We start from the raw sequence: 25,668 nt of genomic DNA, 5'->3' as shown, positions 1-25,668 counted from the left end.
CATGTGGGAGGGGGCTTGCTCCCGATTGCGGTGGTTCAGCCAAGTAATTCTTGGCTGACACACTGCAATCGGGAGCAAGCCCCCTCCCACAGTAGCGGTGCCCACATCAGATTGGAGCTAGATGAGTTGGCGGCGTAGTTCAGCCAGCACCGGTGCCGAAGCCGGGCGCACACCGCGCCACAGGAAGAACGCTTCCGCCGCCTGCTCCACCAGCATGCCCAGGCCATCCATCGCCACGGCCGCACCTTGTTCAGCGGCCCAGCGACAGAACGCAGTCGGCTCCTTGGCGTACATCATGTCGTAGCAAAAGGTCTTGCCGGGTTCGATCAGGCTGCCGGCAATCGGCGGTACATCGCCTGACAGGCTGGCGGACGTGGCATTGATGATCAGGTCTACCGGCTCACGCAGCCAGTCGAAACCGCTGGCGGATACCGGGCCGAGATCGTCGAACAGCTCTGCGAGCAATTCGGCCTTTTCGACCGTACGGTTGGCGATGATCAACGAGGCCGGTTGTTCCGCCAGCAACGGTTCCAATGCCCCGCGGACTGCACCGCCGGCGCCCAGCAGCAGGATGCGCGCGCCTTTGAGCGTCAACCCGGCGTTTACCGTCAGGTCGCGCACCAAACCCGCGCCGTCGGTGTTGTCGCCCAGCAGGGTGCCGTCGGCCAACTTGCTCAAGGTGTTCACCGCACCGGCGCGTTGGGCGCGCTCGGTCAAGGTATCGGCCAGACGGTAGGCTTCTTCCTTGAACGGCACAGTGACGTTGGCACCCCGTCCTTGCACAAAGAACTCACGGGCACAGCCGGAGAAATCCTCCAGCGGTGCGAGCAAGGTGTTGTAATCCAGTTGCTCGCCGGTCTGCTCGGCAAACATACGGTGGATCAACGGCGATTTACTGTGGCCGATGGGGTTACCGAATACGACATACCGATCCATCAGACAGCCGCCTTGGGCGCAATCAGGCCAAGCCAGTCTCGGTCTTGCAGGAAGTAGTCGGTGAGCCGCGCTTCTTCGCTGCCGGCTTCGGCTTTCCAGTCATAGCTCCAGCGCACTTGCGGCGGCAGCGACATCAGGATCGACTCGGTACGCCCACCCGACTGCAGGCCGAACAAAGTGCCACGGTCGTAGACGAGGTTGAATTCCACGTAGCGGCCGCGACGGAATTCCTGGAATTCGCGCTGTTGCTCGGTGTAGGGCATGGCTTTGCGGCGCTGTACTATCGGCAGGTAGGCATCGATGTAGGCATCGCCGATAGCGCGGATGAAGGCGAAACAGGTGTCGAAGTCCCATTCGTTCAAGTCATCGAAGAACAGCCCGCCGATACCGCGCGGTTCGTTGCGATGCTTGATATGGAAATAGCTGTCGCACCAGGCTTTGTAGCGCGGGTACACCTGCGGACCGAACGGCGCACAGGCCTGCTCGGCCACACGATGCCAGTGGATGCAGTCTTCTTCGTTTCCATAGTAAGGCGTGAGGTCGAAGCCGCCACCGAACCACCATACCGGCTCTTCGCCGTCTTTTTCGGCAATGAAAAAGCGCACATTGGCGTGGGACGTCGGCACATGCGGGTTGTGCGGATGGATCACCAGCGACACCCCCAACGCCTCAAAGCCGCGCCCGGCCAGCTCAGGGCGATGGGCACTGGCAGAGGGTGGTAGGCCGCTGCCAAACACGTGGGAAAAGTTAACGCCGCCTTTTTCAATGACCGAACCGTCTGCAATCACACGGGTGCGACCGCCACCGCCGGCAGGCCGGGTCCAGGCGTCTTCGATAAAGCGAGTGTCCGTCTCGAAGGTTTCCAGGGCGCTGCAAATGCGGTCTTGCAGGTCGAGCAGGTAGGCTTTAACAGCCTCAGTGCGAGTAGTCATGGCATCACCTTGAATCGGGCAAAGCTACGCGAGGCCATCGGGCGTCGGCGGCAAATGGGCGCACAGGATAACACCGCACCCACGCGCGTCGCAGTTGACGAAGATCAAGCTTAGGAGTCCGATAGCAGGCCACGCGATTCGATCTCAAGGAGAAGTGCAGATGGCCAAACGTATCCAGTTCAGCGCCCATGGCGGTCCCGAAGTACTTGAATATGTCGACTACACGCCCGCAGAGCCGGGCCCGCAACAGGTTCGCGTGCGTAATGAGGCCATCGGCCTGAACTTCATCGACACCTATTTCCGCAGCGGCCTGTATGCACCGCCAGCGTTACCATCGGGGCTGGGCGCCGAAGGTGCCGGGGTGGTCGACGCGGTCGGCAGTGAAGTCTCTCAATTCAAGGTCGGCGACCGTGTGGCGTATGGCAGCGGCCCATTAGGCGCCTACAGCCAACTGCATGTGTTGCCCGCAGCCAACCTGGTGCACCTGCCGGACGAGATCAGCTTTGAACAGGCTGCCGGTGCCATGCTCAAGGGCCTGACCGTGCAATACCTGCTGCGCCAGACCTATGAACTCAAAGGCGGCGAAACCATTCTGTTCCACGCCGCGGCCGGGGGCGTGGGCTCCCTGGCCTGCCAATGGGCCAAAGCCCTGGGCGTCAAGCTGATCGGTACCGTGAGCTCGCCGGAAAAAGCCGCCCTGGCCAAATCCCTCGGCGCCTGGGAAACCATCGACTACAGCAAGGAAAACGTCGCACAGAGCGTATTGGAATTGACCGACGGCAAGAAAGTACCGGTGGTATACGACGGTGTGGGCAAGGATACCTGGCTGACCTCACTGGACAGCGTGGCACCGCGTGGGTTGGTGGTGAGCTTCGGTAACGCGTCGGGCGCGGTCGATGGGGTGAACCTGGGGATCCTGGCGGCCAAGGGTTCGCTGTATGTGACCCGTCCGACACTGGCGACCTATGCCAACAACCCGGAGAACCTGCAGGCAATGGCCGATGATTTGTTCTCGATGATCAAGAGCGGCAAGGTCCGCATTGATATCAACCAGCGCTATTCGCTGGCTGAGGCGGCGAAAGCGCAAACGGAATTGTCGGGACGGCGCACGACGGGGTCGACCATTCTGTTGCCGTAACACGATAGATCTGTAGAGGTTGTGAGGGCCTTATCGCGAGCAAGCCCGCTCCCACATTTTGATCGGATTCCAACTGAAGGAACGCGGTCAAGTGTGGGAGCGGGCATGCTCGCGATGGCCACACCTCGGCCTCAGGACGGCCGCACCACCTCACCCGTCGCCAAATCACGAATCAGGCTCGGGTTCTTGCGCCCACCCAGGGCGCCACCCAGCACCACGTCCAGTTGGCCACGGAAATATTGCTCTACACGCAGCCGCGTGCGCGCCGCCGGGCGCCCCTGAGGGTTGGCCGATGTGGAAATCAACGGCCCCACCAGCGAGCACAAATCCCGCACCAGCGGATGGTCACTCACCCGTACCGCCACCGTGTCATGCACACCGGTCACCCATTCAGGCAGCAAGCCCTGATGGGGCACCAGCCAGGTATTCGGCCCCGGCCAGGTACTGGCCATGCGTTCGATCCAGGTATCCGGGAAATCTTCAAAGAGAAAATCGAACTGGCGAATATTGTCCGCCACCAGGATCAAGCCCTTATCCACCGAGCGGTTCTTGATCGCCAGCAGCCGGTCCACCGCTTCTTCATTCCACGGGTCGCAGCCCAGGCCCCAGACCGCCTCGGTCGGATAGGCAATCACCGCGCCTGCGCGAATTTCTCGTGCGGCTTCCAGCACACGCCACCTGTTGACCATTGTTCACTCTCCGGACTAAAGCTCTGCGCAGTTTACCGATCTTCGTTACAAAACCTAGGGGCGCGCGAGCCAGCGGCCACTCTCGCAGATCACTTGGCCTTCGAGCTCCAACTCCGTCAGCGTCGCCAGCACTTGGGATAACGGCCGCCCGCTGGCAATCGCCAAGCCTTCGCTGGTATGAGGCGCGGCATGCAGCAACGCCACCAGCGGATGGGTGACCGGCATGGGGGCAGGACGAGACAGGGCCTGCCAACCGCGCAAACCTTCCAGAATATGCTCGATGGTTTCGACCAACACCGCGCCATCGCGGATCAACTGGTGACACCCCTTGGCACCCGGATGATGAATGGAGCCCGGGATCGCATACACCTCGCGTCCTTGCTCGGCCGCCAGCCGTGCGGTAATGAGCGAGCCGCTGGCCATGCTGGCTTCAACCACCAATACGCCCAGCGACAAGCCGCTGATGATCCGGTTGCGCCGGGGAAAATTACCCGCTTGCGGCGCCGCATCCAGCGGAAACTCGGAAACGACGGCACTGCCTTGGTCAATCATTGCCGCCGCGAGCTTTCGATGGCGCTGTGGATAAAAATTTTCCAGGCCCGTGCCCAGCACGCCGATGGTCTGGCCACCCACCTCCAATGCCGCCTGATGCGCCGCGCCGTCTATGCCCAGCGCCAAGCCGCTGGTGATAACAAAGCCCGCACTCGCCAGGCTGCGCGAAAACGCGGCGGCCGTGTCCATGCCGGGACGGGAAGCGCGACGGCTGCCGACCATCGCCAGCTGGGGTTTTTCCAGGATCGCAGGGTCACCGGCAACGAACAGCAACGGGGGGGCATCGTCGATCTGGGCGAGTAGCGCGGGATACTCAGGCTGGTCCCACATCAGTAAATGCTGGGCCGGGCGGGCTAGCCAGGCCAAGGCAGCACTCGCGCCATCACGGATTTCAGGGCTGCGTCGAGCCTCGGCACTGATGGCCGGCAACCCGAGGGAACGCCAGGCACTGGCGGGGGCGCTGATGGCCTTTGAAGCGCCGCCGAACGCTTCGATCAAAATGCGAAAACGCTTGGGGCCCAGTTCCGGCAGCCTGTGCAAGCGTAGTCGGGCTTCCAGTTCGGCAGGCGAAATTTCATCACTGTTTATCGGATACATCTGATCATCCTTGACCGGAACAAGCTGTGGATAACTCTGTTGGTAACTTATTTAGCAGGCTATTTATTGCGTTGGATTGGCCGTCACGAAACGGTCCATCACCGCCAGTGAGCGCGAGGCACTCAGTACCAGGCCGTAACTGAGTTTTTCAAAGGTACGAAACACCAGCAGGGTGCCAGCACGCTCGTCGGGAAGTGGCGTCGGGGCGCCGGTGAGGATGTCGCGGACAGTGGAACCGCTCTTGATCACCGTGAGCAATTGGCCTTCGACCATGCCGTCGCGCCGGCCTTTATTCAGGGTGACGGCGTCCAGCACGCCAATCTGAGTGACGCCCTTGGGGATATCAATGATTTGCCCTTCGATAAAAGGCGCGGATACCCCAGCTTCCAGCCTTGCCGGCGCGACGGGGTGCTCAGCGCGTAGCAGACGGTCGCCTGGGCGGACTTCCTGGGTCACGCGCTGCACGGCCAGGGTAGTGAGATCACCGGCCGTCACAAAACGTGCGGTGCCGATGTCGTCGGCATTGATGCCCAGCAGTTGCTGAGTGTGCGGGTCGGTGTAGGTTTTGCCGCGCCGGAAAATCCCATAGCTGGCCTGGGACGGGTCGAGAGCACCGCGGGCATACACCCGCTCGCCATGGGCGCCCAACACCCGCCCCGCCTCAGCCGCAACAATGTAGGGCGCCCGGTCCAGATCCTGGGGCGTATCGAGAATACGGTTATGCAATAAGAAGCGCTGGATAGCCTGTTGCGTCGGTTGATCCAGGCGCTGTACAGGCTGGGGCAGCAGGGCCGTGGCGAACGGGGCCCACAGCAGCAAGACGAGTAGCGATTTCCTCATGGGGTCAATCTCCTTTATTATGTGCGTTCGCGTGAAATGCCATGGCCTGTGCGGCTTTTGAGCGTTTCACACCGGCTGTCTGGGTCCATCCCAACGCCGATTTGCCTCTACCTCACATGTGCAGCAATTACGCTTATGGCTATTTTGAACATCCTCGAATTCCCCGACTCGCGCCTGCGCACGATCGCCAAACCGGTGGCCGTAGTGGACGACAAGGTTCGTCAGTTGGTCGATGACATGTTTGAAACAATGTATGAAGCCCCGGGCATCGGCCTCGCCGCCACCCAGGTCAACGTGCATCAGCGCGTCGTGGTCATGGACCTGTCGGAAGATCGCAGCGAACCCCGGGTGTTCATCAACCCCGAGTTCGAACCGCTGACCGAAGAGATGGGCGAATACCAGGAAGGTTGCCTGTCGGTACCGGAGTTCTACGAAAACGTCGAACGCCCGCTACGCGTGAAGATCAAGGCCCTGGACCGTGATGGCAAGCCCTACGAGTTGATCGCCGATGGCCTGCTGGCGGTATGCATCCAACATGAGTGCGACCACCTCAACGGCAAGCTGTTTGTCGATTACCTGTCCACGCTCAAGCGCGACCGAATCAAGAAGAAGCTGGAAAAAAAGCATCGCCAGCAAGCTTGATGCCCGTCTTCCAAAGGCTTGCTGCGGCAAGCCTTTTTCTTTTGTGACTGCTTTTAACCGAGAACTCCCATGACCGAGCCACTGCGCATTGTTTTTGCCGGCACTCCCGAATTCGCAGCCGAACACCTCAAGGCGCTGCTTGCCAGCCCTTATGACATCGTCGCGGTGTATACCCAGCCGGATCGTCCGGCCGGGCGCGGGCAAAAACTGATGCCAAGCCCGGTCAAGCAGTTGGCGCTGGAACACAACATCCCTGTGCTGCAACCACCCAGCCTGCGTAATGCCGAGGCTCAGGCCGAGTTGGCCGCACTGCAGCCGGACCTGTTGGTGGTCGTGGCCTATGGCTTGATCCTTCCACAAGCGGTGCTGGACATCCCCCGCCTGGGTTGCATCAACAGTCACGCCTCGTTGCTGCCACGCTGGCGCGGCGCAGCCCCCATCCAGCGGGCGGTTGAGGCGGGTGACCGCGAAAGCGGGGTGACCGTGATGCGCATGGAGGCGGGCCTGGATACCGGCCCGATGCTGCTCAAGGTCACCACCCCGATCACGGGCGAAGACACGGGCGGCAGCCTGCACGACCGTCTCGCCGAGCTGGGCCCGCCGGCGGTGATCCAGGCTATCGCCGGCCTCGCAACTGGCACACTGCCAGGCGACGTACAGGATGACAGCCTGGCCACCTACGCCCACAAACTGAATAAAGACGAAGCGCGTATCGACTGGAGCCGCCCGGCCGTGGAACTGGAGCGCCTGGTGCGCGCCTTCAACCCGTGGCCGATCTGCCACAGCACGCTCAATGGCGAGGCCTTGAAAGTACTGGCCGCGACCTTGGCCGAAGGCAAAGGCGCTCCCGGCGAAATCATCGGCGCCAGCAAAGACGGCCTGGTGGTGGCCTGCGGTGAACAGGCACTGTGCCTGACCCGTCTGCAATTGCCTGGCGGCAAAGCACTGAATTTCAGCGACTTGTTCAACAGCCGTCGTGAGAAATTTGCCCTCGGCACGGTTCTCGGGACGGTCGCCCAATGAACCCGCGTCTGGCCGCCGCCAAGGCCCTCGCCGCCGTTCTCAACGGCAAGGCTTCGTTGAACAGTTCGCTGCCCACTCAGCTGGACAAGGTTGAGGACCGCGATCGCGGTTTCACCCAAGACCTGGCATTTGGCACCGCCCGCTGGCAGCCGCGCTTGTCGGCACTGGCGGCCAAGCTGCTGCAAAAGCCGTTCAAGGCCGCCGATGCGGATGTGGAGGCGCTGCTGCTGGTCGGCCTCTATCAGTTGCTCTACACCCGCGTGCCGGCCCATGCCGCCATCGGTGAAACCGTCGGTTGCGCCGACAAGCTGAAAAAGCCCTGGGCCAAGGCCCTGCTCAACGCCGTGCTGCGCCGCGCCCAGCGCGAGAGCGAAGCGCTGCTGGCCGAGCTGGAGCACGACCCGGTAGTGCGCACCGCTCACCCCCGCTGGCTGCAAAAAGCCCTGAAAGCCTTCTGGCCGCAGCAATGGGAAGCCATTTGCGCCGCCAACAATGCGCACCCGCCGATGATCCTGCGGGTCAACCGCCGTCATCACAGCCGTGATGCCTACCTGCAATTGCTGACCACGGCCGGCATCAACGCCACACCGTGCGTGTACAGCGTCGACGGTATTGTGCTGGAAGCCGCCACTGACGTACGCAGCCTGCCGGGCTTTGCCGAAGGCTGGATCAGCGTGCAGGACGAAGCCGCACAACTGGCCGCCGACCTGCTCGACCTGGCCCCCGGCCAACGCGTGCTCGACTCTTGCTGCGCACCGGGCGGCAAGACCTGCCACATCCTGGAAGTCGAAAAGGACCTGGCGGGTGTGGTCGCGGTCGACCTGGAAGCCAAGCGCCTGGTACGTGTGCGTGAAAACCTCGCACGCCTGGGCCTCAACGCCGACCTGATCGCTGCCGACGGCCGCGACACCGCCAGTTGGTGGGACGGCAAACCTTTCCAACGTATCCTGCTGGACGCGCCGTGTTCCGCCACCGGCGTCATCCGCCGTCACCCGGACATCAAGCTGACCCGCCAGCCCGACGACATCGCGGCCCTGGCCGTGCTGCAAGGCGAACTGCTCGACGCCTTGTGGCCGACCCTGGAAGTCGGCGGCATCCTGCTCTACGCCACCTGCTCTACCTTGCCCACCGAGAACACCGAGGTGATCCAGGCCTTCCTCGCCCGCACCAGCGGCGCGCGCGAACTGGACCTCGCCACGGCCGCCGGGATCAAGCAGCCCCACGGCCGCCAACTGCTCGCACAGGAAGGCGGCCACGATGGTTTCTACTACGCCAAACTGATCAAAATCGCCGCCGCACGCGGCTGAATGGTTTTAAGGGAGTGACCGGATGAAAATCATCATCCTTGGGGCAGGGCAGGTTGGCGGTACGCTGGCAGAACATTTGGCCAGCGAAGCCAACGACATCACGGTGGTCGACACCGACAGCGAACGCCTGCGCAACCTCGGCGACCGCCTGGACATCCGCACTGTGCAAGGCCGCGCGTCATTCCCGACGGTGCTGCGCCAGGCCGGCGCCGACGATGCCGATATGCTGGTGGCCGTGACCAACAGTGACGAAACCAACATGGTTGCCTGCCAAGTCGCCCACACCCTGTTCCACACCCCGACCAAGATCGCCCGCGTGCGTGAAGCGGCCTACCTGACCCGTGCGGGGCTGTTCGACAACGACGCGATTCCAGTGGACGTGCTGATCAGCCCGGAACAGGTGGTCACCCACTACATCAAGCGCCTGATCGAGATACCCGGCGCCTTGCAGGTGATCGACTTCGCCGAAGGCAAGGCACAATTGGTGGCGGTGAAGGCTTACTACGGTGGCCCGCTGGTCGGCCAGCAACTGCGCCAGTTGCGCGAACACATGCCGAATGTGGAAACCCGCGTAGCGGCTATTTTCCGACGCGACCGGCCGATCCTGCCCCAGGGCGATACGGTGATCGAGGCTGACGACGAGGTATTTTTCATCGCAGCCAAGGCGAATATTCGCGCAGTGATGAGCGAAATGCGCCGGCTCGACGAGAGCTACAAACGCATCGTGATCGCGGGGGGTGGGCAGATCGGCGAACGCTTGGCGGAGGCGATTGAAAGCCGCTACCAAGTGAAGATCATCGAGATGAGCCCGACACGTTGCCGGTATTTGTCCGACACGCTCGACAGTACCGTGGTGCTGCAAGGCAGTGCCTCGGACCGCGACCTGCTGATGGAAGAAAACATTGCCGACGCGGATATCTTCCTGGCCCTGACCAACGATGACGAAGCCAACATCATGTCTTCCCTGCTGGCCAAGCGACTGGGCGCGAAGAAGGTGATGACCATCATCAACAACCCGGCCTATGTCGACCTGATTCAAGGGGGCGATATAGACATCGCCATCAGCCCGCAGCTGGCCACCATTGGCACCTTGCTCGCCCACGTGCGCCGTGGCGATATCGTCAGCGTGCACTCCCTGCGCCGGGGCGCGGCGGAGGCCATCGAGGCGATCGCCCACGGTGATGCGAAATCGAGCAAGGTGATCGGCAAGGCCATCCGCGATATCGGCCTGCCACCGGGCACCACCATCGGCGCGATCATTCGTGATGAAGAAGTGATCATCGCCCACGACGACACGGTGATCGCCACGGGCGACCATGTGATTTTGTTCCTGGTGGATAAAAAGCATATCCGCGATGTGGAGAAGTTGTTCCACGTGGGGCTGAGCTTTTTCTGACACAAAAGGAGTACACCGGCATGCTCGAATCCCTGGAGAAAATGCTCGCCAAGGGTGTCGATAATTCCCTGCTGCGCTTTGGCTTGGGCAAGGGTTACCTGGACCTGAAGGACAACGCCAAGGCAGCCGAACATTTACGCAAGTGCGTCGAGTTTGACCCGAAGTATTCGGCGGCGTGGAAGTTGCTGGGCAAGGCGCAGGCGGGATTGGGTGATATCGCTGCGGCGCGGCTGGCGTGGGAGAAAGGGATCGAAGCGGCCCAGACCCATGGCGACAAGCAGGCCGAGAAAGAGATGACGGTGTTCCTGAAGAAACTCGACCGTCAGCCCCGACCGGAGTGAAATGTGGGAGGGGGCTTGCTCCCGATTGCAGTGTGTCAGCCAAGAATTCCTTAGCTGAACCACCGCTATCGGGAGCAAGCCCCCTCCCACATTGGGTTTTGTCTGGGTATTGAGCCAGTGGGGCCTAGTACCACCGCGCCTCGCCCGGCGGGCGCTTCTTGAAGCGCTTCATGCTCCACATGTACTGGCTCGGATACGCGCCAACATAACGCTCCACCACCTTGCTCATGGCAGCGCAGGACGTGGCGGTGTCGGTGCTGTACATGTCTTCCGGCGCCGCTTCCAGGATCACTTTGTAGCCTGATCCATCCGGCAACCGTAGCGCATGCAGGAATACACCCACGGCCTTGTGGCCTGCGAGCATGTTCGGCACAAACTTGCTGGTCAGCGCCTGAGTGGCGAAGAACGGCACGAAGATCCCTGCCGTTTCGGCCGGCTCCGGGTCGGCGGGGATGCCGACCTGGCCGCCTTTGCGCACTTCCTTGATCACGCTGAGAATGCCTTCCTTGGTCGACGCCGCCACGCGGTTACCCAGTTGCACCCGCTGTTTTTGCAGGAGTTCATCCACCGCCTTGAGCTTCGGCGGGCGGTAGAAAATGATCGGTTTGCATTGGTTGCAATAGAAGTGATTGAGCACTTCCCAGTTGCCCAGGTGGCTGGTGATGCCCACCACGCCTTTGCCTGAGGCCAGGGCTTGGTGCAGCACTTCCAGGCCTTCGACTTCGCGCACCAGGTCGATGGAGCGCTGGGCCGGCCAGATCCAGGCACAGGCGCTTTCGGTCAGGGATTTGCCGATATCCATCAGGCTCTGGCCGACCAGCCGCTCGCGAGCGGCCGGGTCCATGTCCGGGAAGCACTTGGAGAGGTTGATCCGCACCGTGTCGCGAGAGCGGTTGGGGGTTTTCCACATGATCCAGCCAATCGCCGTGCCGACGGCTTGAACGGCGCGCCAGGGCAGCAGGGCAAACAACCGGAGAGCGCCTACCAGCAAGGCGCCTTTAAACTTTTCCACAGGTCACTCCTGATCGTGTGTGGTGCGCAAAGCGGGCATTCTAACCGGCGTTGGCCAACTGCGCGTAACGGTCACAGTCCTGGGTGTGGTCCATGACCATGCCGCTGGCCTGCATGAAGGCATAGCAGATGGTCGGCCCGACAAAGGTGAACCCGGCCTTTTTCAGGGCCTTGCTCATGGCTTCGGCCTCGGGGGTAATTGCCGGGACTTCGCTGCGGTCCTTGAAGTGATTGACCTTGGGCACGCCGCCAACGAAGGACCAGAGCCACCCCACCGGGTCTTCCAGGGCCAGCCAGGCAGCGGCATTGCGCCGGGTGGCGTTGAGCTTCAAGCGATTGCGCACGATACCCGGATCGAGCATCAAGGCTTCGATCTCAGCGTCGTTCAGTTTCGCCAGCCGTTGCGCATCGAAACCGAACAACACCTTTCGATAATGCTCGCGTTTGCGTAAAACGGTGATCCAGGACAGGCCCGCCTGGAACCCTTCGAGCAAAAGCAACTCGAACAAACCCTGCGCATCGCGCAGCGGCGTTCCCCACTCCTGATCGTGATATGCCATGTACAGCGGATCTTCAGAACACCAAAAGCAGCGTGGCATAAGGCTCCAGGGGGTGGTAGCAGGGCCGAATCGGGTATACTCCCGCTCTTTAAATCGCAGCCCAAGTAACAGGTGAATTTCGTGAGCCAGCCTACGCCAGCCGTGCGTACCTTCCAAGACTTGATCCTCGCCCTCCAGCAATACTGGGCCGAGCAAGGTTGTGTGGTACTTCAGCCCTACGATATGGAAGTAGGCGCCGGCACTTTCCACACCGCCACGTTCCTACGGGCCATCGGCCCGGAAACCTGGAACGCCGCTTATGTGCAGCCCAGTCGTCGCCCGACTGACGGCCGCTACGGCGAAAACCCGAACCGTCTGCAGCACTACTACCAGTTCCAGGTGGTCTTGAAGCCGAACCCGGACAATTTCCAGGAGCTGTACCTGGGCTCGTTGAAACATGTCGGCCTGGACCCTCTGGTCCACGATATCCGTTTCGTCGAAGACAACTGGGAGTCGCCGACCCTGGGCGCCTGGGGCCTGGGCTGGGAAGTGTGGCTCAACGGCATGGAAGTGACGCAGTTCACCTACTTCCAGCAAGCGGGCGGCATCGAGTGCTACCCGGTGACCGGCGAAATCACCTACGGCCTTGAGCGCCTGGCCATGTACCTGCAGGGCGTGGACTCCGTCTACGACCTGGTGTGGGCAGACGGCCCGTTCGGCAAAGTGACCTACGGCGATGTGTTCCACCAGAACGAGGTGGAGCAGTCCACCTACAACTTCGAACACGCCAACGTCGACAAGCTGTTCGAACTGTTCGACTTCTATGAAAGCGAAGCCAAGCGCCTGATCGAACTCGACCAGCCGCTGCCGTTGCCAAGCTATGAAATGGTGTTGAAGGCTTCCCATACCTTCAACCTGCTGGACGCCCGCCGTGCCATCTCGGTAACCGCGCGTCAGCAATACATCCTGCGTGTCCGCACCCTGGCGCGTTCCGTCGCCCAAGCCTACCTGCTGGCACGCGCCAAGCTGGGCTTCCCGATGGCAACCCCGGATTTGCGTGATGAAGTGTTGGCTAAGCTGGAGGCTGCACAATGAGTGCTCAAGATTTCCTGGTTGAACTGGGCACCGAAGAGCTGCCACCCAAGGCACTCAATACCCTGGCCGACGCCTTCCTGGCCGGTATCGAAAAAGGCCTGCAAACCGCCGGCCTGAAGTTTGAAGCGAAGAAAGTCTACGCCGCGCCACGCCGCCTGGCCGTGTTGCTGACCGCCCTGGAAACCCAGCAGCCGGACCGCAGCATCAACCTTGACGGCCCACCGCGCCAGGCCGCTTTCGACGCCGAAGGCAACCCGACCCAGGCCGCCCTTGGTTTTGCCAAGAAGTGTGGCGTGGAGCTGAGCGATATCGACCAGAGCGGCCCGAAACTGCGCTTCAGCCAGGTCATCACCGGCAAGCCGACCGCAAGCCTGCTGCCGACCATCGTCGAAGATTCGCTGAACGACCTGCCGATCCCCAAGCGCATGCGCTGGGGTGCGCGCAAAGAAGAATTCGTACGCCCGACCCAGTGGCTGGTCATGCTGCTCGGTGACCAAGTCATCGACTGCACCATCCTCGCCCAGAAAGCGGGCCGTGATTCCCGTGGCCACCGCTTCCACCATCCCGAAGCCGTGCGCATTACTTCGCCGGCCAACTACCTCAACGACCTGCGTGCCGCCTACGTGCTGGCCGATGCCAACGAGCGTCGAGAGCTGATCAGCAAACGCACCGAAGAGCTGGCTCGCCTGCAGGAAGGCACCGCCATCGTGCCGCCAAGCCTGCTTGATGAAGTGACCGCCCTGGTTGAATGGCCGGTGCCGCTGGTGTGCTCGTTCGAGGAACGTTTCCTCGAGGTGCCGCAAGAAGCGCTGATCACCACCATGCAGGACAACCAGAAGTACTTCTGCCTGCTGGACGTGGACGGCAAGTTGCTGCCGCGCTTCATCACAGTGGCCAACATCGAGAGCAAGGACCCGCAGCAGATCATCGCCGGTAACGAAAAAGTCGTTCGCCCGCGCCTGACCGACGCCGAGTTCTTCTTCAAGCAAGACAAGAAGCAGAAGCTCGAAGACTTCAACCTGCGCCTGCAGAACGTGGTGTTCCAGGAAAAACTCGGCAGTGTCTACGACAAGGCCGTACGCGTTTCCAAGCTGGCTGCCTACATTGCGCCACGTATCGGCGGTGATGCTGAACGGGCTGCGCGTGCGGGCCTGCTGTCCAAGTGCGACCTGGCCACCGAGATGGTTGGCGAGTTCCCCGAGATGCAAGGCGTCGCCGGTTACTACTACGCCCTCAACGACGGCGAGCCGGAGGATGTGGCCCTGGCACTGAACGAGCAGTACATGCCGCGCGGTGCCGGTGCCGAGCTGCCAAGCACCCTGACCGGTGCGGCCGTGGCCATCGCCGACAAGCTGGACACCCTCGTTGGTATCTTCGGTATCGGCATGTTGCCCACCGGCAGCAAAGACCCGTATGCCCTGCGCCGTGCGGCCCTGGGCGTGCTGCGTATCCTGATCGACAAGAAGCTGGACCTCGACCTGACCCAGGCCGTGGTGTTCGCGGTCGGCCAGTTCGGTGCCAAGGTCAAGCAAGCCGGCCTGGCCGAGCAAGTGCTGGAGTTTGTGTTCGACCGCCTGCGTGCGCGTTACGAAGACGAAGGCGTGGATGTTTCCGTCTACCTGTCGGTACGTGCCCTGCAACCGGGTTCGGCGCTGGACTTCGACCAACGCGTGCAAGCCGTACAGGCGTTCCGCAAGCTGCCGGAGGCCGATGCCCTGGCCGCCGTGAACAAACGCGTGTCGAACCTGCTGAGCAAGGCCGAAGGCTTGGGCAACGCCGAAGTCGACCCGGGCCTGTTTGCCGATGCCAAGGAGTTCTCGCTGAACTCGGCCATCGCCAAGGCGGAAAACGCGGTGAAGCCGCTGATCGCCGAGCGTAACTACGCCGAAGCGCTGGCGCGCCTGGCGAGCTTGCGTGAGCCGGTGGATGCGTTCTTCGAGGCGGTGATGGTCAATGCCGAAGAGGCCGGCGTGCGGAAAAACCGTTATGCCATGCTGGCGCGCCTGCGCGGCTTGTTCATCGGCATCGCTGATATTTCCACACTGAGCTGACTATGTTGAAACTGCTGATTCTCGATCGGGACGGGGTGATCAACTATGACTCCGACGCTTACATCAAGTCGGTGGAGGAGTGGGTTCCACTGCCCGGCTCGATCGAGGCCATCGCGCAGTTGAGCAAAGCCGGCTGGACGGTGGCGATCGCCACCAACCAGTCCGGCATTGCCCGTGGCTACTACGACATCGCCACCCTGGACGCCATGCATGCGCGATTGCGCACGTTAGTCGCCGAGCAGGGCGGTGAGGTGGGGCTGGTGGTGTACTGCCCCCATGGGCCGGATGAGGGCTGCGATTGCCGCAAACCCAAGCCTGGCATGTTGAAAACCATTGCAGAACATTACAAGGTGCCCTTGGCTGGGCTATGGTTCGTCGGGGACAGCCTCGGTGACCTGGAGGCGGCCAAAGCCGTCGACTCTCAGCCAGTTTTGGTTAAGACCGGGAAAGGCGAAAAGACCCAGGCGAAAAACCTGCCGGTAGGCACTTTGATTTTTGACGATCTGGCGGCGGTTGCCGCAGAACTTATCAACAACTAGCCGCCCTCGACTTCCTGGCCAAGGACTGTTCGGGAGTGCGCTTTTAACAGGCGGGCCGTGTCCCGCAACGGTAAATGCCGCCATGTCGATCTTGCAGGCCATCAGAACCTTTTTCTTTTACCTGCTGCTGGGCACCAGTTCGTTTCTCTGGTGCACCCTGAGCTTTTTTATTGCGCCTTTTTTGCCGTTCAAGGCGCGTTATCGCTTTATCAACGTCTATTGGTGCCGCTGCGCGTTGTGGCTGACCCGGGTATTCCTCAACATCCGTTTCGAGGTCAAGGGTGCTGAAAACGTCCCGGACCAGCCCTGCGTGATTCTGTCGAACCACCAGAGCACGTGGGAGACGTTCTTCCTGTCGGCCTACTTCTCGCCATTGAGCCAGGTGCTCAAACGTGAGTTGCTGTACGTGCCGTTCTTCGGCTGGGCCATGGCCATGCTGCGGCCAATTGCCATTGACCGTGACAACCCCAAGGCGGCGCTCAAGCACGTGGCCAAAAAAGGCGACGAATTGCTCAAGGACGGCGTCTGGGTGTTGATCTTCCCTGAAGGTACTCGGGTGCCATACGGCACCGTAGGCAAGTTCTCACGCGGTGGTACCGCACTGGCGGTCAACGCGAACCTGCCGGTTTTGCCAATCGCCCACAACGCCGGCAAGTTCTGGCCAAAGACGGGTTGGGCAAAACGCGAGGGCACCATCACCGTAGTGATTGGTGAGCCAATGTACGCCGAAGGTGAAGGACCGCGTGCCATTGCTGCGCTGAATGATCGCGCTGCCGCGTGGAACGAGGCACAACAGCGAGCCATGGGTTCGTTGCCTCCGGAGCCGGTTGTGGTCGAGACTCCGGCTGTATGAGCCTCTGTGGATAACCTGTGTACGGTTTGTTGGCGAATTGATGATTTTCAAACATAACAAACTGATTTTATTACATATTTCTTGATCTTATAAAATCTCGAAAAACGTGCATAAGTTTTTTCAGTCAAAAAAAACCGGTCCTTGTGACCGGTTTTTTATGCACAACTAAAAAGTACGTTTTTTATTCGTCCAAGAGGGGCAGGGAAAGGATGAAGGTAGAGCCTTTTTCCAACTCGCTTTCACACCGGATACGACCACCATGACGCTCGACCACGGCTTTGACCATGGTCAGGCCCAACCCCAACCCTTCGCTGCCCTGGGCCGAATCAAAGCGCCGGTACTGGTTGAACAGCTCGGGCAAGTCGTCAGGCGCAATACCCGGCCCCTGATCGCTGATGCGGCACTCCAGAACACCTTGCCCGCTGCTGTGGCTCAAGCTGACGGTGGTGCCGGACGGCGAGTACTTGATGGCGTTCTCCAGCACATTAAACAGCGCTCGAGTGAGCAGTGATTGATCTGCCGACACCATGGCCTCATCGGCTTCATCCAGGTCGTGGACGAGGTGGATGCCCTTGAGCTGGGCGAGCAACGCCACCTGGTCAAAGGCGTCCATCACCAGCATGGCGAACAGCGTGGGCTGGAACTGATAGCCGTCGGCTTCAGCCTTGGCCAATTGCACAAAGGACTCAGTGAGGCTCAAAGCCCGCTTCACTTGTTGTTCGATTTGAGCAAACACCGGTGACTCGCTGTTGTGCACATCCAGCAGGGCCAATATTGCCGAATGCGGCGCACGCAGGTCGTGGGACAAAAAGCGCAACATCGTCTCGCGGTGTTGCTGGGCCTCGCGCTCCTTGCTCAGGTCGGTCAGGCTCAGCAGCCAGCCGAGGGCGATGTCGCCTTCAGCCGGCAGCAAGGGTGCGAGCTCCATGCGCAAGCTGCGCTGGTGGATGTCACGGAATTCAACAAGCTCCAACGCCGAGAGGGCAGGGCGAACGCCGTTATGCAGCGGTGGATAACCCAAATCAGCGAGCTGTTCGATCAGATTGGCGCTGACCAGATCGCTACCGAACACCTCACGGGCGATGCGATTGGCCAGCAGTATGGTGCCTTGGGGATCGGTAATCAGCGTTGCCACCGGCAGGCACTCCAGACCATCGGCCATGAAACGGCGCGTATCACGTGTGCGGCTGACCGCCTGTTCCAAGGCAAAAATCCGTGCCTGTAACATATCCCCTTTGCTTGCAGGGGCTCGACGACGTTCGGGGAGAACCTTGGGTTCATGATCCAGGCGCGCCAGTTCCCAGCCGAAATAAGCGAGGATCACGCTCAGACGACGCCAGTTCCAGATCAGGTAGCTGAGCAGCAAACCGATCAGACACGCCGCTGGTGGCCACCAGTGCCCCATGCGCAGCAGCAGCCATGCACCCAGCAGAGCGCCAGCCATGCACCCCAGCGTCATCCACAAGGCGTACCGGGGCCGATACAGCAGCAGGCCCAGTAACACGGCCACCAGCGATGTCGCGATCAACGCGGCGAGCCAACCAGGCAGCTCGACAATGCTGCGCTCTTGCAGCAAGCCGTTGAGAACGTTGGCCTGGATCTCCACACCCGCCGTGGTGCCCGCAATCGACGACAGCGGGGTGACAAAACGATCGCCCATTCCAGAGGCAGTGGCCCCCACCAGGATCAGGCGATTGCGCAGCCGCTCAGGGGCGACTTCACCCCGTAACAGGCTGGCGTAGGAGACACTGGGAAAATGGGTATGGGCCGCGATGAACGGGATGCGTATAGCGTAGTCCCGGTGCCACTGCGCGCTGGTTTGCGCCATCGGCTCGCCAGGCATCTCAGACGGTTGGCCGCTTAATGTGTAGGCCAGCCACGCCAATTGCGGTGTGGTAGCACCGGGCGGGCCTTCGCGCAGGTAGAGGCTACGAACCACGCCATCGCTATCCGCTTCAACGTTGATATGCCCAAGCCCCTTGGCGCATTTGAGCAGGGGCAAGAGTTGCGGGTCCGGCTCGCTATAGGTGGCGGCGCCTTCACGCAATAACGGCAATACCACGTTACCTGCGTTGCAAATCGCATCCGCCAGGCGTCGATCATTGGCGGGTACACCTGGCTCGCTGAAGATCACATCGAACAGGATCGCCGCCGGTTGTGCGTCACTCAGGCGGTCGATCAGGTCGGCGTGCAGGCTGCGCGGCCAGGGCCATCGGCCCAGCGCTTTGACGCTCTGATCATCAATCGTCACCAACAAGATGCGCGGGTCCACCGGCAGAGGGGCCAGGCGGCGAAGGCTGTCGTACAGCGGGTTGTTCAGCGCCAGCCCCGGGCTGAGGGACAGGTAGGCGGTGATCGGCAATAGCAGCAGACCTATCCACAACCATTCCCGAACCAGACCGTGGAATAAACGCTGGGCATGGGTAGGCTGGCGTTTCTCGGCCTTGCGCCAGAGCATCATCGGTCAGCCACCGGATGCCTGCGCCTGGGTGGCGGGTGGGTAGTAGAAGATGTCATAAACCCCGGTTTCTCCCTCCAGGCCGTGCTCATCGTAGGCCGACAAACGCACGTGATAGAACGACGCTTTGAGCCCAGTGAAGCTCATTTTCGGCTCGCTGGAAAAGTTTTGCTGCTTGATGTTCAGGAAGGCGCTATCCGTGGCAACTTGCGCACGATAACGCTGCGCCCCCGGTAATGGTCGCAGGTACAAATGCCACACCGGCGCGTCGCCTTTCTGGCCGTCCTGGCCAACCAACACCGGCGCCGGCAGAAGCTCCACCGGCTTGAGTTCACCCTGTCTGGTGAACAACAGTCCCTGGCGCGCATCCACCTTCACTTCGCCGTCGACAGGACCGGTGACCCGCTTTGTGTTCACATCACGGTTGACCGCGACCTGACCGTTGAGCACCTCCAATACCGATTGCTCACCTTCATCGCGTACTCGAAAGTGCGTACCGCGTACCCCCAGCACTCCCACGGGAGTCACGATCTGGAACCGGTCAGAGGCGCTGTCCCGCTTGATCACATAGGCTTCAGCCTGGCCTTGTTCAAGAACGACTTGGGGAATCGACAGCGGTTGCACCGAGCGCAAATGCACCTGCGAATGGGAAGGCAGCACCACTCTCGAACCGTCGCCGAACAACAGGCTGGTGAACGCCGATTCCGAGGTTCTCACGCCTTCTTGCTCATCGATGGTCATGCCTTCTTGCAGAGGGTGCGCCTTGCCCTGGCTGTCCAGCTTCCAGGCGTCCCCTGTCAAATGCAGGACAACCGCCGGCAGCGGCTGGGCACGACAGACAAAATGATCATCGATGTAGGCGGCGCGAGGCGCCGCACAAACAGGCAGGGCGACCAAGGCCATGACCAGGAACGAGGGGAGTGTCCCGTACCCGCTGCGGGGAGAAAAACTCAGGGTGCTTATCGACATGGGGCTTCCATAGTGCGTCTCACAAAAACGCGCAGGTTTTACGCACGTTACACATGCGTCGGCTGATCCTTTTCCTCAGGAGCAGGAGCCGGTATCTTTCCCACATTGGTACTGAAAATTTTCAATGAGTTAACGGCTCTTTGCTATCAGCGTACCGATTGATCCACGGGGTGTTGCGTCTGGCCACAATTATTCAGATTCAACACCAGGTATTTGCTCTGTACGAAATCGCTGTCGAACAGGCCATCGACGGCCGCTATTTTAGTTGAAAGGACCCACCCATGCGTGTCGCAATACTGGATGACGAGCCTGCCGAACTACGCCGGGTTGAACAGACACTGCGACAGATCCCCAGCACTGCGGAACAGCCGTGGTCCCTGCATTTCTTTGAGCGCGGTGAAGACCTTTTGCGCCAGTTACGCCGGGAAACCTTCGATCTGCTGATACTCGATTGGCAACTGCCTGATATCAGCGGCATCGCCCTGTTGCGCTGGACCCGAGAACACATGGAGGTCCCCCCTGCGGTCATCATGCTGACCAGCCGGGACGCAGAGAGCGACATCGTCACGGCACTCAACAGCGGGGCCGATGACTACGTCAGCAAACCCTTCCGCCCCAATGAGCTCAAAGCACGGGTCAGTGCGGTGCTACGCCGTCATGGTTTGCAGAAGCCCGCCACCAGCGAGCTGCAAAGTTTCAATGACCTGACCTTTGACGATGCCGAGTTGACCGTTACCCGTGCGGGTAAACCGATCAATCTGACCGAGAGGGAGTATCGATTGGCCAGTTGCTTATTCGCCAACCTGGCGCGGCCGCTGTCTCGCGAGTACCTGTATGAACGGTTCTGGACCCATGAGGAAATGGTGTCCTCCCGCCCGCTGGATACGCATATCTATCGACTGCGTAACAAGCTGGGGCTGACGGCGGATCGAGGCTGGCAGTTGCTGACCATCTATGGATATGGGTATCGGTTGGAGAGTGTGGCGACGGCCACGTCGGACTAAGATCGGCTATGTTCCACGTGGAGCATTTTAAAAATACATCCCCGCAGCAATAAAAAAGGCCAACGCATAGCGTTGGCCTTTTGCTTTAGCGCGTAGGCTTGATCAGAAGTCCAAGTTGGACACCGCCAAGGCATTGCTCTCGATGAAGTCACGGCGAGGCTCGACCGCATCACCCATGAGGGTGTTGAAGATCTGGTCTGCGCCAATGGCGTCTTCAATGGTCACGCGCAGCATGCGACGCTGGCTTGGGTCCATGGTGGTTTCCCACAGCTGATCCGGGTTCATCTCGCCCAGACCTTTGTATCGCTGGATGGTATGACGCTTGGTGCTTTCAGCCATCAGCCAGTCGAGGGCTTCCTTGAATTCCTTGACGGGCTTCTTGCGTTCGCCACGCTGGATGTAAGCGCCTTCGTCCAACAGAGTGCTCAGTTGAGCGCCCAGGGTAACCACGGTCTTGTAGTCATTGCTGCCGAAGAAGTCGCGGTTGAAGGTGACGTAGTTGGACAGGCCGTGGGAGATCAGTTCGACCTCGGGCAACCACACGCCACGTTCACGATCTTCACGCAGGCTGGCTTTGTAAACCAGGCCGGATTTCTCGACGGTACGCAAGCGCACTTCGTATTGAGCCAACCATTCCTGCATGGCCGCGTGATCACCCAACTGCTCCAGGCTGACCGCCGGCAGGTAGATGAAGTGCTCGGTCAGTTCCTGAGGGTACAGGCGCGACAGACGCTTGAGGGTCTTCATCACCATGCGGAAGTCGTTAACCAGACGCTCCAGTGCCTCACCGGAGATACCCGGCGCCTCGTCGTTCAAGTGCAGGCTGGCATCTTCCAGAGCCGACTGCGTCATGTACTCTTCCATGGCGTCGTCGTCTTTGATGTATTGCTCTTGCTTGCCCTTTTTCACTTTGTACAACGGCGGCTGGGCGATGTAGATGTAGCCGCGCTCGATCAGCTCCGGCAACTGACGGAAGAAGAAGGTCAGCAGCAGGGTACGGATGTGCGAACCGTCGACGTCAGCATCGGTCATGATGATGATGTTGTGGTAGCGCAGCTTGTCGATGTTGTACTCGTCACGACCGATGCCGCAGCCCAGTGCCGTGATCAAGGTGCCGACTTCCTGGGAAGAAATCATCTTGTCGAAACGGGCTTTCTCGACGTTGAGGATCTTGCCCTTCAACGGCAGGATGGCCTGGGTACGACGGTTACGGCCCTGCTTGGCGGAGCCGCCAGCAGAGTCACCTTCCACCAGGTACAGTTCGGAGAGGGCAGGGTCCTTCTCCTGACAGTCCGCGAGTTTGCCTGGCAAGCCGGCAATATCCAGCGCGCCTTTGCGGCGGGTCATCTCACGGGCTTTACGTGCTGCTTCACGGGCACGTGCGGCGTCGATCATCTTGCCAACTACCAGCTTGGCTTCGTTCGGGTTTTCCAACAGGAAGTCGGAGAAGTACTTGCCCATCTCCTGTTCCACTGCGGTCTTCACTTCGGAAGACACCAGCTTGTCTTTGGTCTGGGAGCTGAACTTGGGGTCCGGTACTTTAACCGAGATGATCGCAGTCAAGCCTTCACGCGCATCGTCACCGGTGGTGGCGACTTTGTGCTTCTTCGCCAGGCCCTCGGCCTCGATGTAGGTGTTCAGGTTACGCGTCAGTGCGGAACGGAAACCCACCAGGTGAGTACCGCCATCGCGCTGTGGAATGTTGTTAGTGAAGCACAACAGGTTCTCGTTGAAGCTGTCGTTCCACTGCAGGGCGATTTCCACGCCGATGCCGTCTTCACGCTGGATATTGAAGTGGAACACCTGGTTGACCGCAGTCTTGTTGGTGTTCAGGTATTCAACGAACGCACGCAGGCCACCTTCGTATTTAAACAGTTCTTCCTTGCCGCTGCGCTCGTCCTTGAGAACGATACCCACACCGGAGTTAAGGAAGGACAGCTCACGAATACGCTTGGCGAGGATATCCCAGCTGAAGTGGATATTCTTGAACGTCTCGCTGGAAGCCTTGAAGTGAATCTGGGTACCGGTGGTCTCACTGTCACCCACGATCGCCATGGGTGCCTGAGGCACGCCATGCACGTAGGTTTGCTCCCAGATTTTGCCGCTGCGGCGAACGGTCAACACCAACTCTTCCGAGAGGGCGTTTACTACCGAAACACCTACGCCGTGCAAGCCGCCAGACACTTTATAGGAGTTATCGTCGAACTTACCGCCAGCGTGGAGCACGGTCATGATGACCTCGGCCGCCGAAACGCCTTCTTCTTTATGCACATCAACCGGAATGCCGCGACCATTGTCGCGCACGGTGATGGATTCATCCGGGTGGATGATGATGCTGATGTCGTCGCAGTGACCGGCCAGCGCTTCGTCGATGGAGTTGTCGACCACCTCGAACACCATGTGGTGCAGACCGCTACCATCATCGGTGTCGCCGATGTACATACCGGGACGTTTGCGTACGGCATCCAAACCTTTCAGCACTTTGATGCTGGTCGAGTCGTACGTGTTTTCTTCGCTCATGCCTTCACTCCCGATGGTCGTGGGTCTGGGTGATACGGCCCTGTTCCACGTGGAACAAAGCGACTGGCGTTTCCGTCTGCCAGCCTTCCCTCAATAATTCGTGGTCTACACAGGTGATGAACACCTGGCAGCGTAAGTCTTCCAACAAGCGGCATAGCGAACGGCGGTGCTGCTCATCGAGTTCGGACGGCAGGTCATCCACCAGATAAATACACTGACCGCGCCGGGCCTGGCTAACCAAGTGACCCTGGGCGATACGTAAAGCACACACCACCAACTTCTGCTGGCCGCGCGACAAGATATCCGCAGCGTTGTGTGCGCCCAATCTGAGACGCAAATCAGCGCGTTGCGGGCCAGCCTGTGTATGGCCAATTTGCTGATCCCGTTGCAGGGATGTGGCGAGCACTGCACTCAGTTCACGCTCTTTATCCCATCCGCGGTAGTAGCTCAGCGTCAGCCCTTCGAGATCCAACAGTTCTCTTAAGGTCTGCTCAAAGACTGGTTTCAAGGCTTTGATATAAGCACGGCGGTATTCATCTATTTCGTCGCTGGCCAGGCACAGTTCCCGGTCCCAGGCCGCTTGTGAAGCGGCGTCAAGTGTACCATGCCGCAGCCACGAGTTCCGCTGCCGCAGGGCCTTCTGCAGGCGCTGCCAAGTGGCCATGAATCGTGGTTCCACGTGGAACACACCCCAATCGAGGAATTGCCTGCGAATTTTGGGTGCGCCTTCCAGCAAGCGAAAGCTATCAGGGTTGATCAACTGCAAGGGCAGAATTTCGGCAAGTTGCGCCGCACTACGCGCATTTTGCCCATCAATGCGAATTTGAAACTCCCCACCGCGATCCCGAGATATCCCCAGGCTGCTATGCCCACCTTCAGCCAGCTCAACTTGGCCAAATACCGTGCACGCCAATTGTTCGTACTGGATGACGGGTAACAGCCGAGCACTGCGAAACGAACGGGCGAGCCCTAACAAATGAATGGCTTCCAGCACGCTGGTTTTGCCACTGCCATTAGCGCCGTGGAGGATGTTGATGCGGGGGGAGGGGGAGAAGGTCACCGGGTGCAGATTGCGCACCGCGGTGACCGAGACGCGACTGAGGGACATCTAACTTCTGCTGAGCATAATTACAGGCGCATCGGCATGACAACGTAAGCCGAGTCGTCGTTATCGGATTCTTGCACCAGGGCGCTGCTGTTGGAGTCCGACAGAATCAGGCGAACTTGTTCGGTAGTCATTACACCCAATACATCCAGCAGGTAGCTCACGTTGAAGCCGATTTCCAGCGATCCGCCGTTGTAGTCGACGCCCACTTCTTCTTCCGCTTCTTCCTGTTCCGGGTTGTTGGCCTGGATCTTCAGCTGACCGTTAGCCAGTTGCAGACGGATACCACGGTATTTTTCGTTGGACAGGATCGCAGTACGGCTGAAGGCTTCACGCAACGCCTGACGATCGCCGAGTACCAGCTTGTCACCACCTTTAGGCAGTACGCGCTCGTAATCCGGGAATTTGCCGTCAACCAGCTTGGAAGTGAAGGTGAACTCGCCGGTGGTTGCACGGATGTGGTGCTGACCCAGGACAATGCTGACGTTGCCATCGGGCTCAGTCAGCAGGCGCGCCAGTTCAAGGATACCTTTACGCGGGACGATCACCTGGTGACGATCCGGCTGGCCGATGTCGGCCTTCATCGAGCACATTGCCAAGCGGTGCCCGTCCGTGGCGACAGCACGGATGATGCCTTCCGACACTTCCAACAACATGCCGTTGAGGTAGTAACGTACGTCCTGCTGCGCCATGGCGAAGCTGGTACGCTCGATCAACCGACGCAGCTTGCTCTGTTCCAGGCTGCACGTCAGCGAGCCGGGGCCCTCTTCTACAGTCGGGAAATCATTGGCCGGCAAGGTAGACAGGGTGAAGCGGCTGCGGCCGGCCTTGACGACCAACTTGCCCTCATCCACCTTGATGTCGATCAGGGCGTCGTTCGGCAGGCTCTTGCAGATGTCCATCAGCTTGCGCGCCGGCACCGTGATCTCGCCAGGTTCGGCGGGCTCTTCCAACTGCACACGACCGACCAGCTCGACTTCAAGGTCGGTACCGGTCAGGGACAATTGCTGGCCTTCGACTACCAGCAATACGTTGGAAAGCACCGGCAAGGTCTGTCGGCGCTCGACGACGCCCGCGACCAGTTGCAGGGGTTTCAACAGGGCTTCGCGTTGAATGGTGAAATGCATGGTC

23 protein-coding genes are annotated in these 25,668 nt (G+C 60.3%); 11 read left to right on the top strand and 12 right to left on the bottom strand.

Annotated elements, in window-relative coordinates; genetic code table 11:
- Positions 1 to 117: 117 nt before the first annotated feature.
- On the bottom strand, positions 118 to 936 hold the full coding sequence (gene aroE / locus C9383_RS09660; RefSeq protein ID WP_090367774.1) for a shikimate dehydrogenase: 819 nt from the start codon (positions 934 to 936) through the stop codon (positions 118 to 120).
- Positions 936 to 1,868 (bottom strand): oxygen-dependent coproporphyrinogen oxidase, encoded by a 933-nt coding sequence (gene hemF, locus C9383_RS09655; protein WP_090367776.1) that lies wholly within the window; start codon positions 1,866 to 1,868, stop codon positions 936 to 938. The genes aroE and hemF overlap by 1 nt, the downstream gene beginning before the upstream one ends.
- A 160-nt stretch (positions 1,869 to 2,028) precedes the next feature.
- Here hemF and C9383_RS09650 point away from each other — a divergent pair, with 160 nt between their 5' ends.
- Complete coding sequence (locus C9383_RS09650) at positions 2,029 to 3,006, top strand: quinone oxidoreductase family protein (RefSeq protein ID WP_090367778.1); 978 nt, start codon at positions 2,029 to 2,031, stop codon at positions 3,004 to 3,006.
- A 131-nt stretch (positions 3,007 to 3,137) separates the two neighbouring features.
- Here C9383_RS09650 and tsaC read toward each other — a convergent pair whose 3' ends face one another.
- The 3 genes from tsaC to C9383_RS09635 all read right to left on the bottom strand — a co-directional run bounded on the left by tsaC (position 3,138) and on the right by C9383_RS09635 (position 5,684).
- Positions 3,138 to 3,695 (bottom strand): L-threonylcarbamoyladenylate synthase type 1 TsaC, encoded by a 558-nt coding sequence (gene tsaC / locus C9383_RS09645; protein WP_060756546.1) that lies wholly within the window; start codon positions 3,693 to 3,695, stop codon positions 3,138 to 3,140.
- Between the two features lie 54 nt (positions 3,696 to 3,749).
- Positions 3,750 to 4,844, bottom strand: a complete 1,095-nt coding sequence (dprA, locus tag C9383_RS09640) for a DNA-processing protein DprA (RefSeq protein WP_090367780.1) — start codon at positions 4,842 to 4,844, stop codon at positions 3,750 to 3,752.
- A 63-nt stretch (positions 4,845 to 4,907) separates the two neighbouring features.
- Positions 4,908 to 5,684 (bottom strand): peptidoglycan-binding protein, encoded by a 777-nt coding sequence (locus tag C9383_RS09635; protein ID WP_090367782.1) that lies wholly within the window; start codon positions 5,682 to 5,684, stop codon positions 4,908 to 4,910.
- Between the two features lie 135 nt (positions 5,685 to 5,819).
- Between C9383_RS09635 and def the strand changes: the two genes are divergently transcribed.
- From def to C9383_RS09610, 5 genes are all read left to right on the top strand, one after another.
- Positions 5,820 to 6,326 (top strand): peptide deformylase, encoded by a 507-nt coding sequence (def, locus tag C9383_RS09630; RefSeq protein ID WP_016970668.1) that lies wholly within the window; start codon positions 5,820 to 5,822, stop codon positions 6,324 to 6,326.
- Positions 6,327 to 6,395: 69 nt separating this feature from the next.
- Positions 6,396 to 7,349 (top strand): methionyl-tRNA formyltransferase, encoded by a 954-nt coding sequence (gene fmt / locus C9383_RS09625; protein ID WP_090367784.1) that lies wholly within the window; start codon positions 6,396 to 6,398, stop codon positions 7,347 to 7,349.
- On the top strand, positions 7,346 to 8,656 hold the full coding sequence (gene rsmB / locus C9383_RS09620; protein ID WP_090367787.1) for a 16S rRNA (cytosine(967)-C(5))-methyltransferase RsmB: 1,311 nt from the start codon (positions 7,346 to 7,348) through the stop codon (positions 8,654 to 8,656). Before fmt ends, rsmB begins: the two co-directional genes overlap by 4 nt.
- Before the next feature lie 22 nt (positions 8,657 to 8,678).
- The gene (gene trkA / locus C9383_RS09615) at positions 8,679 to 10,052 is read left to right on the top strand and encodes a Trk system potassium transporter TrkA (RefSeq protein ID WP_060756551.1); all 1,374 of its coding nucleotides are present in this window, start codon (positions 8,679 to 8,681) and stop codon (positions 10,050 to 10,052) included.
- A gap of 20 nt (positions 10,053 to 10,072) precedes the next feature.
- On the top strand, positions 10,073 to 10,393 hold the full coding sequence (locus C9383_RS09610; protein ID WP_090367789.1) for a hypothetical protein: 321 nt from the start codon (positions 10,073 to 10,075) through the stop codon (positions 10,391 to 10,393).
- 124 nt (positions 10,394 to 10,517) lie between these two features.
- Here C9383_RS09610 and C9383_RS09605 read toward each other — a convergent pair whose 3' ends face one another.
- Both C9383_RS09605 and C9383_RS09600 read right to left on the bottom strand, forming a co-directional pair.
- Positions 10,518 to 11,405, bottom strand: coding sequence for a lysophospholipid acyltransferase (locus tag C9383_RS09605; RefSeq protein ID WP_090367792.1), 888 nt, complete (start codon positions 11,403 to 11,405; stop codon positions 10,518 to 10,520).
- 40 nt (positions 11,406 to 11,445) lie between these two features.
- Positions 11,446 to 12,003 (bottom strand): DNA-3-methyladenine glycosylase I, encoded by a 558-nt coding sequence (locus C9383_RS09600; RefSeq protein WP_090367794.1) that lies wholly within the window; start codon positions 12,001 to 12,003, stop codon positions 11,446 to 11,448.
- An 81-nt stretch (positions 12,004 to 12,084) separates the two neighbouring features.
- Between C9383_RS09600 and glyQ the strand changes: the two genes are divergently transcribed.
- The 4 genes from glyQ (at position 12,085) to C9383_RS09580 (ending at position 16,481) form a co-directional block, all read left to right on the top strand.
- On the top strand, positions 12,085 to 13,038 hold the full coding sequence (gene glyQ / locus C9383_RS09595) for a glycine--tRNA ligase subunit alpha (RefSeq protein WP_003187265.1): 954 nt from the start codon (positions 12,085 to 12,087) through the stop codon (positions 13,036 to 13,038).
- Entirely contained in the window at positions 13,035 to 15,089 is a 2,055-nt protein-coding gene (gene glyS, locus C9383_RS09590; protein ID WP_090367796.1) for a glycine--tRNA ligase subunit beta, read from the top strand. The genes glyQ and glyS overlap by 4 nt, the downstream gene beginning before the upstream one ends.
- Before the next feature lie 2 nt (positions 15,090 to 15,091).
- A complete protein-coding gene (gene gmhB, locus C9383_RS09585; RefSeq protein ID WP_161548523.1) occupies positions 15,092 to 15,628 on the top strand; it encodes a D-glycero-beta-D-manno-heptose 1,7-bisphosphate 7-phosphatase in 537 nt (178 codons plus the stop codon).
- Between the two features lie 82 nt (positions 15,629 to 15,710).
- Positions 15,711 to 16,481 carry a lysophospholipid acyltransferase family protein gene (locus C9383_RS09580; protein ID WP_060756556.1) on the top strand — a complete coding sequence of 257 codons (771 nt, stop codon included), beginning with the start codon at positions 15,711 to 15,713 and terminating at the stop codon, positions 16,479 to 16,481.
- A gap of 181 nt (positions 16,482 to 16,662) precedes the next feature.
- Here C9383_RS09580 and C9383_RS09575 read toward each other — a convergent pair whose 3' ends face one another.
- A complete protein-coding gene (locus tag C9383_RS09575) occupies positions 16,663 to 18,942 on the bottom strand; it encodes a CHASE2 domain-containing protein (protein WP_060756557.1) in 2,280 nt (759 codons plus the stop codon).
- Between the two features lie 3 nt (positions 18,943 to 18,945).
- Positions 18,946 to 19,908: a FecR family protein gene (locus C9383_RS09570; RefSeq protein WP_090367798.1), complete on the bottom strand. Its 963-nt coding sequence runs from the start codon at positions 19,906 to 19,908 to the stop codon at positions 18,946 to 18,948.
- Between the two features lie 281 nt (positions 19,909 to 20,189).
- On the opposite strand from C9383_RS09570, the gene C9383_RS09565 reads away from it, so the two are divergent.
- Positions 20,190 to 20,912 (top strand): response regulator transcription factor, encoded by a 723-nt coding sequence (locus C9383_RS09565; RefSeq protein WP_090367800.1) that lies wholly within the window; start codon positions 20,190 to 20,192, stop codon positions 20,910 to 20,912.
- Between the two features lie 102 nt (positions 20,913 to 21,014).
- Here the strand turns inward: C9383_RS09565 and gyrB are convergent, their stop codons facing one another.
- From gyrB to dnaN, 3 genes are read right to left on the bottom strand one after another with little or no spacing between them, the layout of a single operon-like run.
- Positions 21,015 to 23,432 carry a DNA topoisomerase (ATP-hydrolyzing) subunit B gene (gene gyrB, locus C9383_RS09560; protein WP_060756560.1) on the bottom strand — a complete coding sequence of 806 codons (2,418 nt, stop codon included), beginning with the start codon at positions 23,430 to 23,432 and terminating at the stop codon, positions 21,015 to 21,017.
- Between the two features lie 4 nt (positions 23,433 to 23,436).
- Positions 23,437 to 24,540 carry a DNA replication/repair protein RecF gene (recF, locus tag C9383_RS09555; RefSeq protein ID WP_034101623.1) on the bottom strand — a complete coding sequence of 368 codons (1,104 nt, stop codon included), beginning with the start codon at positions 24,538 to 24,540 and terminating at the stop codon, positions 23,437 to 23,439.
- 20 nt (positions 24,541 to 24,560) lie between these two features.
- The gene (gene dnaN, locus C9383_RS09550) at positions 24,561 to 25,664 is read right to left on the bottom strand and encodes a DNA polymerase III subunit beta (protein WP_060756562.1); all 1,104 of its coding nucleotides are present in this window, start codon (positions 25,662 to 25,664) and stop codon (positions 24,561 to 24,563) included.
- Between the last annotated feature and the right edge of the window lie 4 nt (positions 25,665 to 25,668).

The sequence above is a fragment of the Pseudomonas palleroniana genome (genome assembly GCF_003031675.1).
In the GTDB taxonomy this organism is placed as follows: domain Bacteria; phylum Pseudomonadota; class Gammaproteobacteria; order Pseudomonadales; family Pseudomonadaceae; genus Aquipseudomonas; species Aquipseudomonas palleroniana.
The sequence above is the reverse complement of the archived record's forward strand: the minus strand, read 5'-3'. Positions and strand labels throughout refer to the sequence as shown.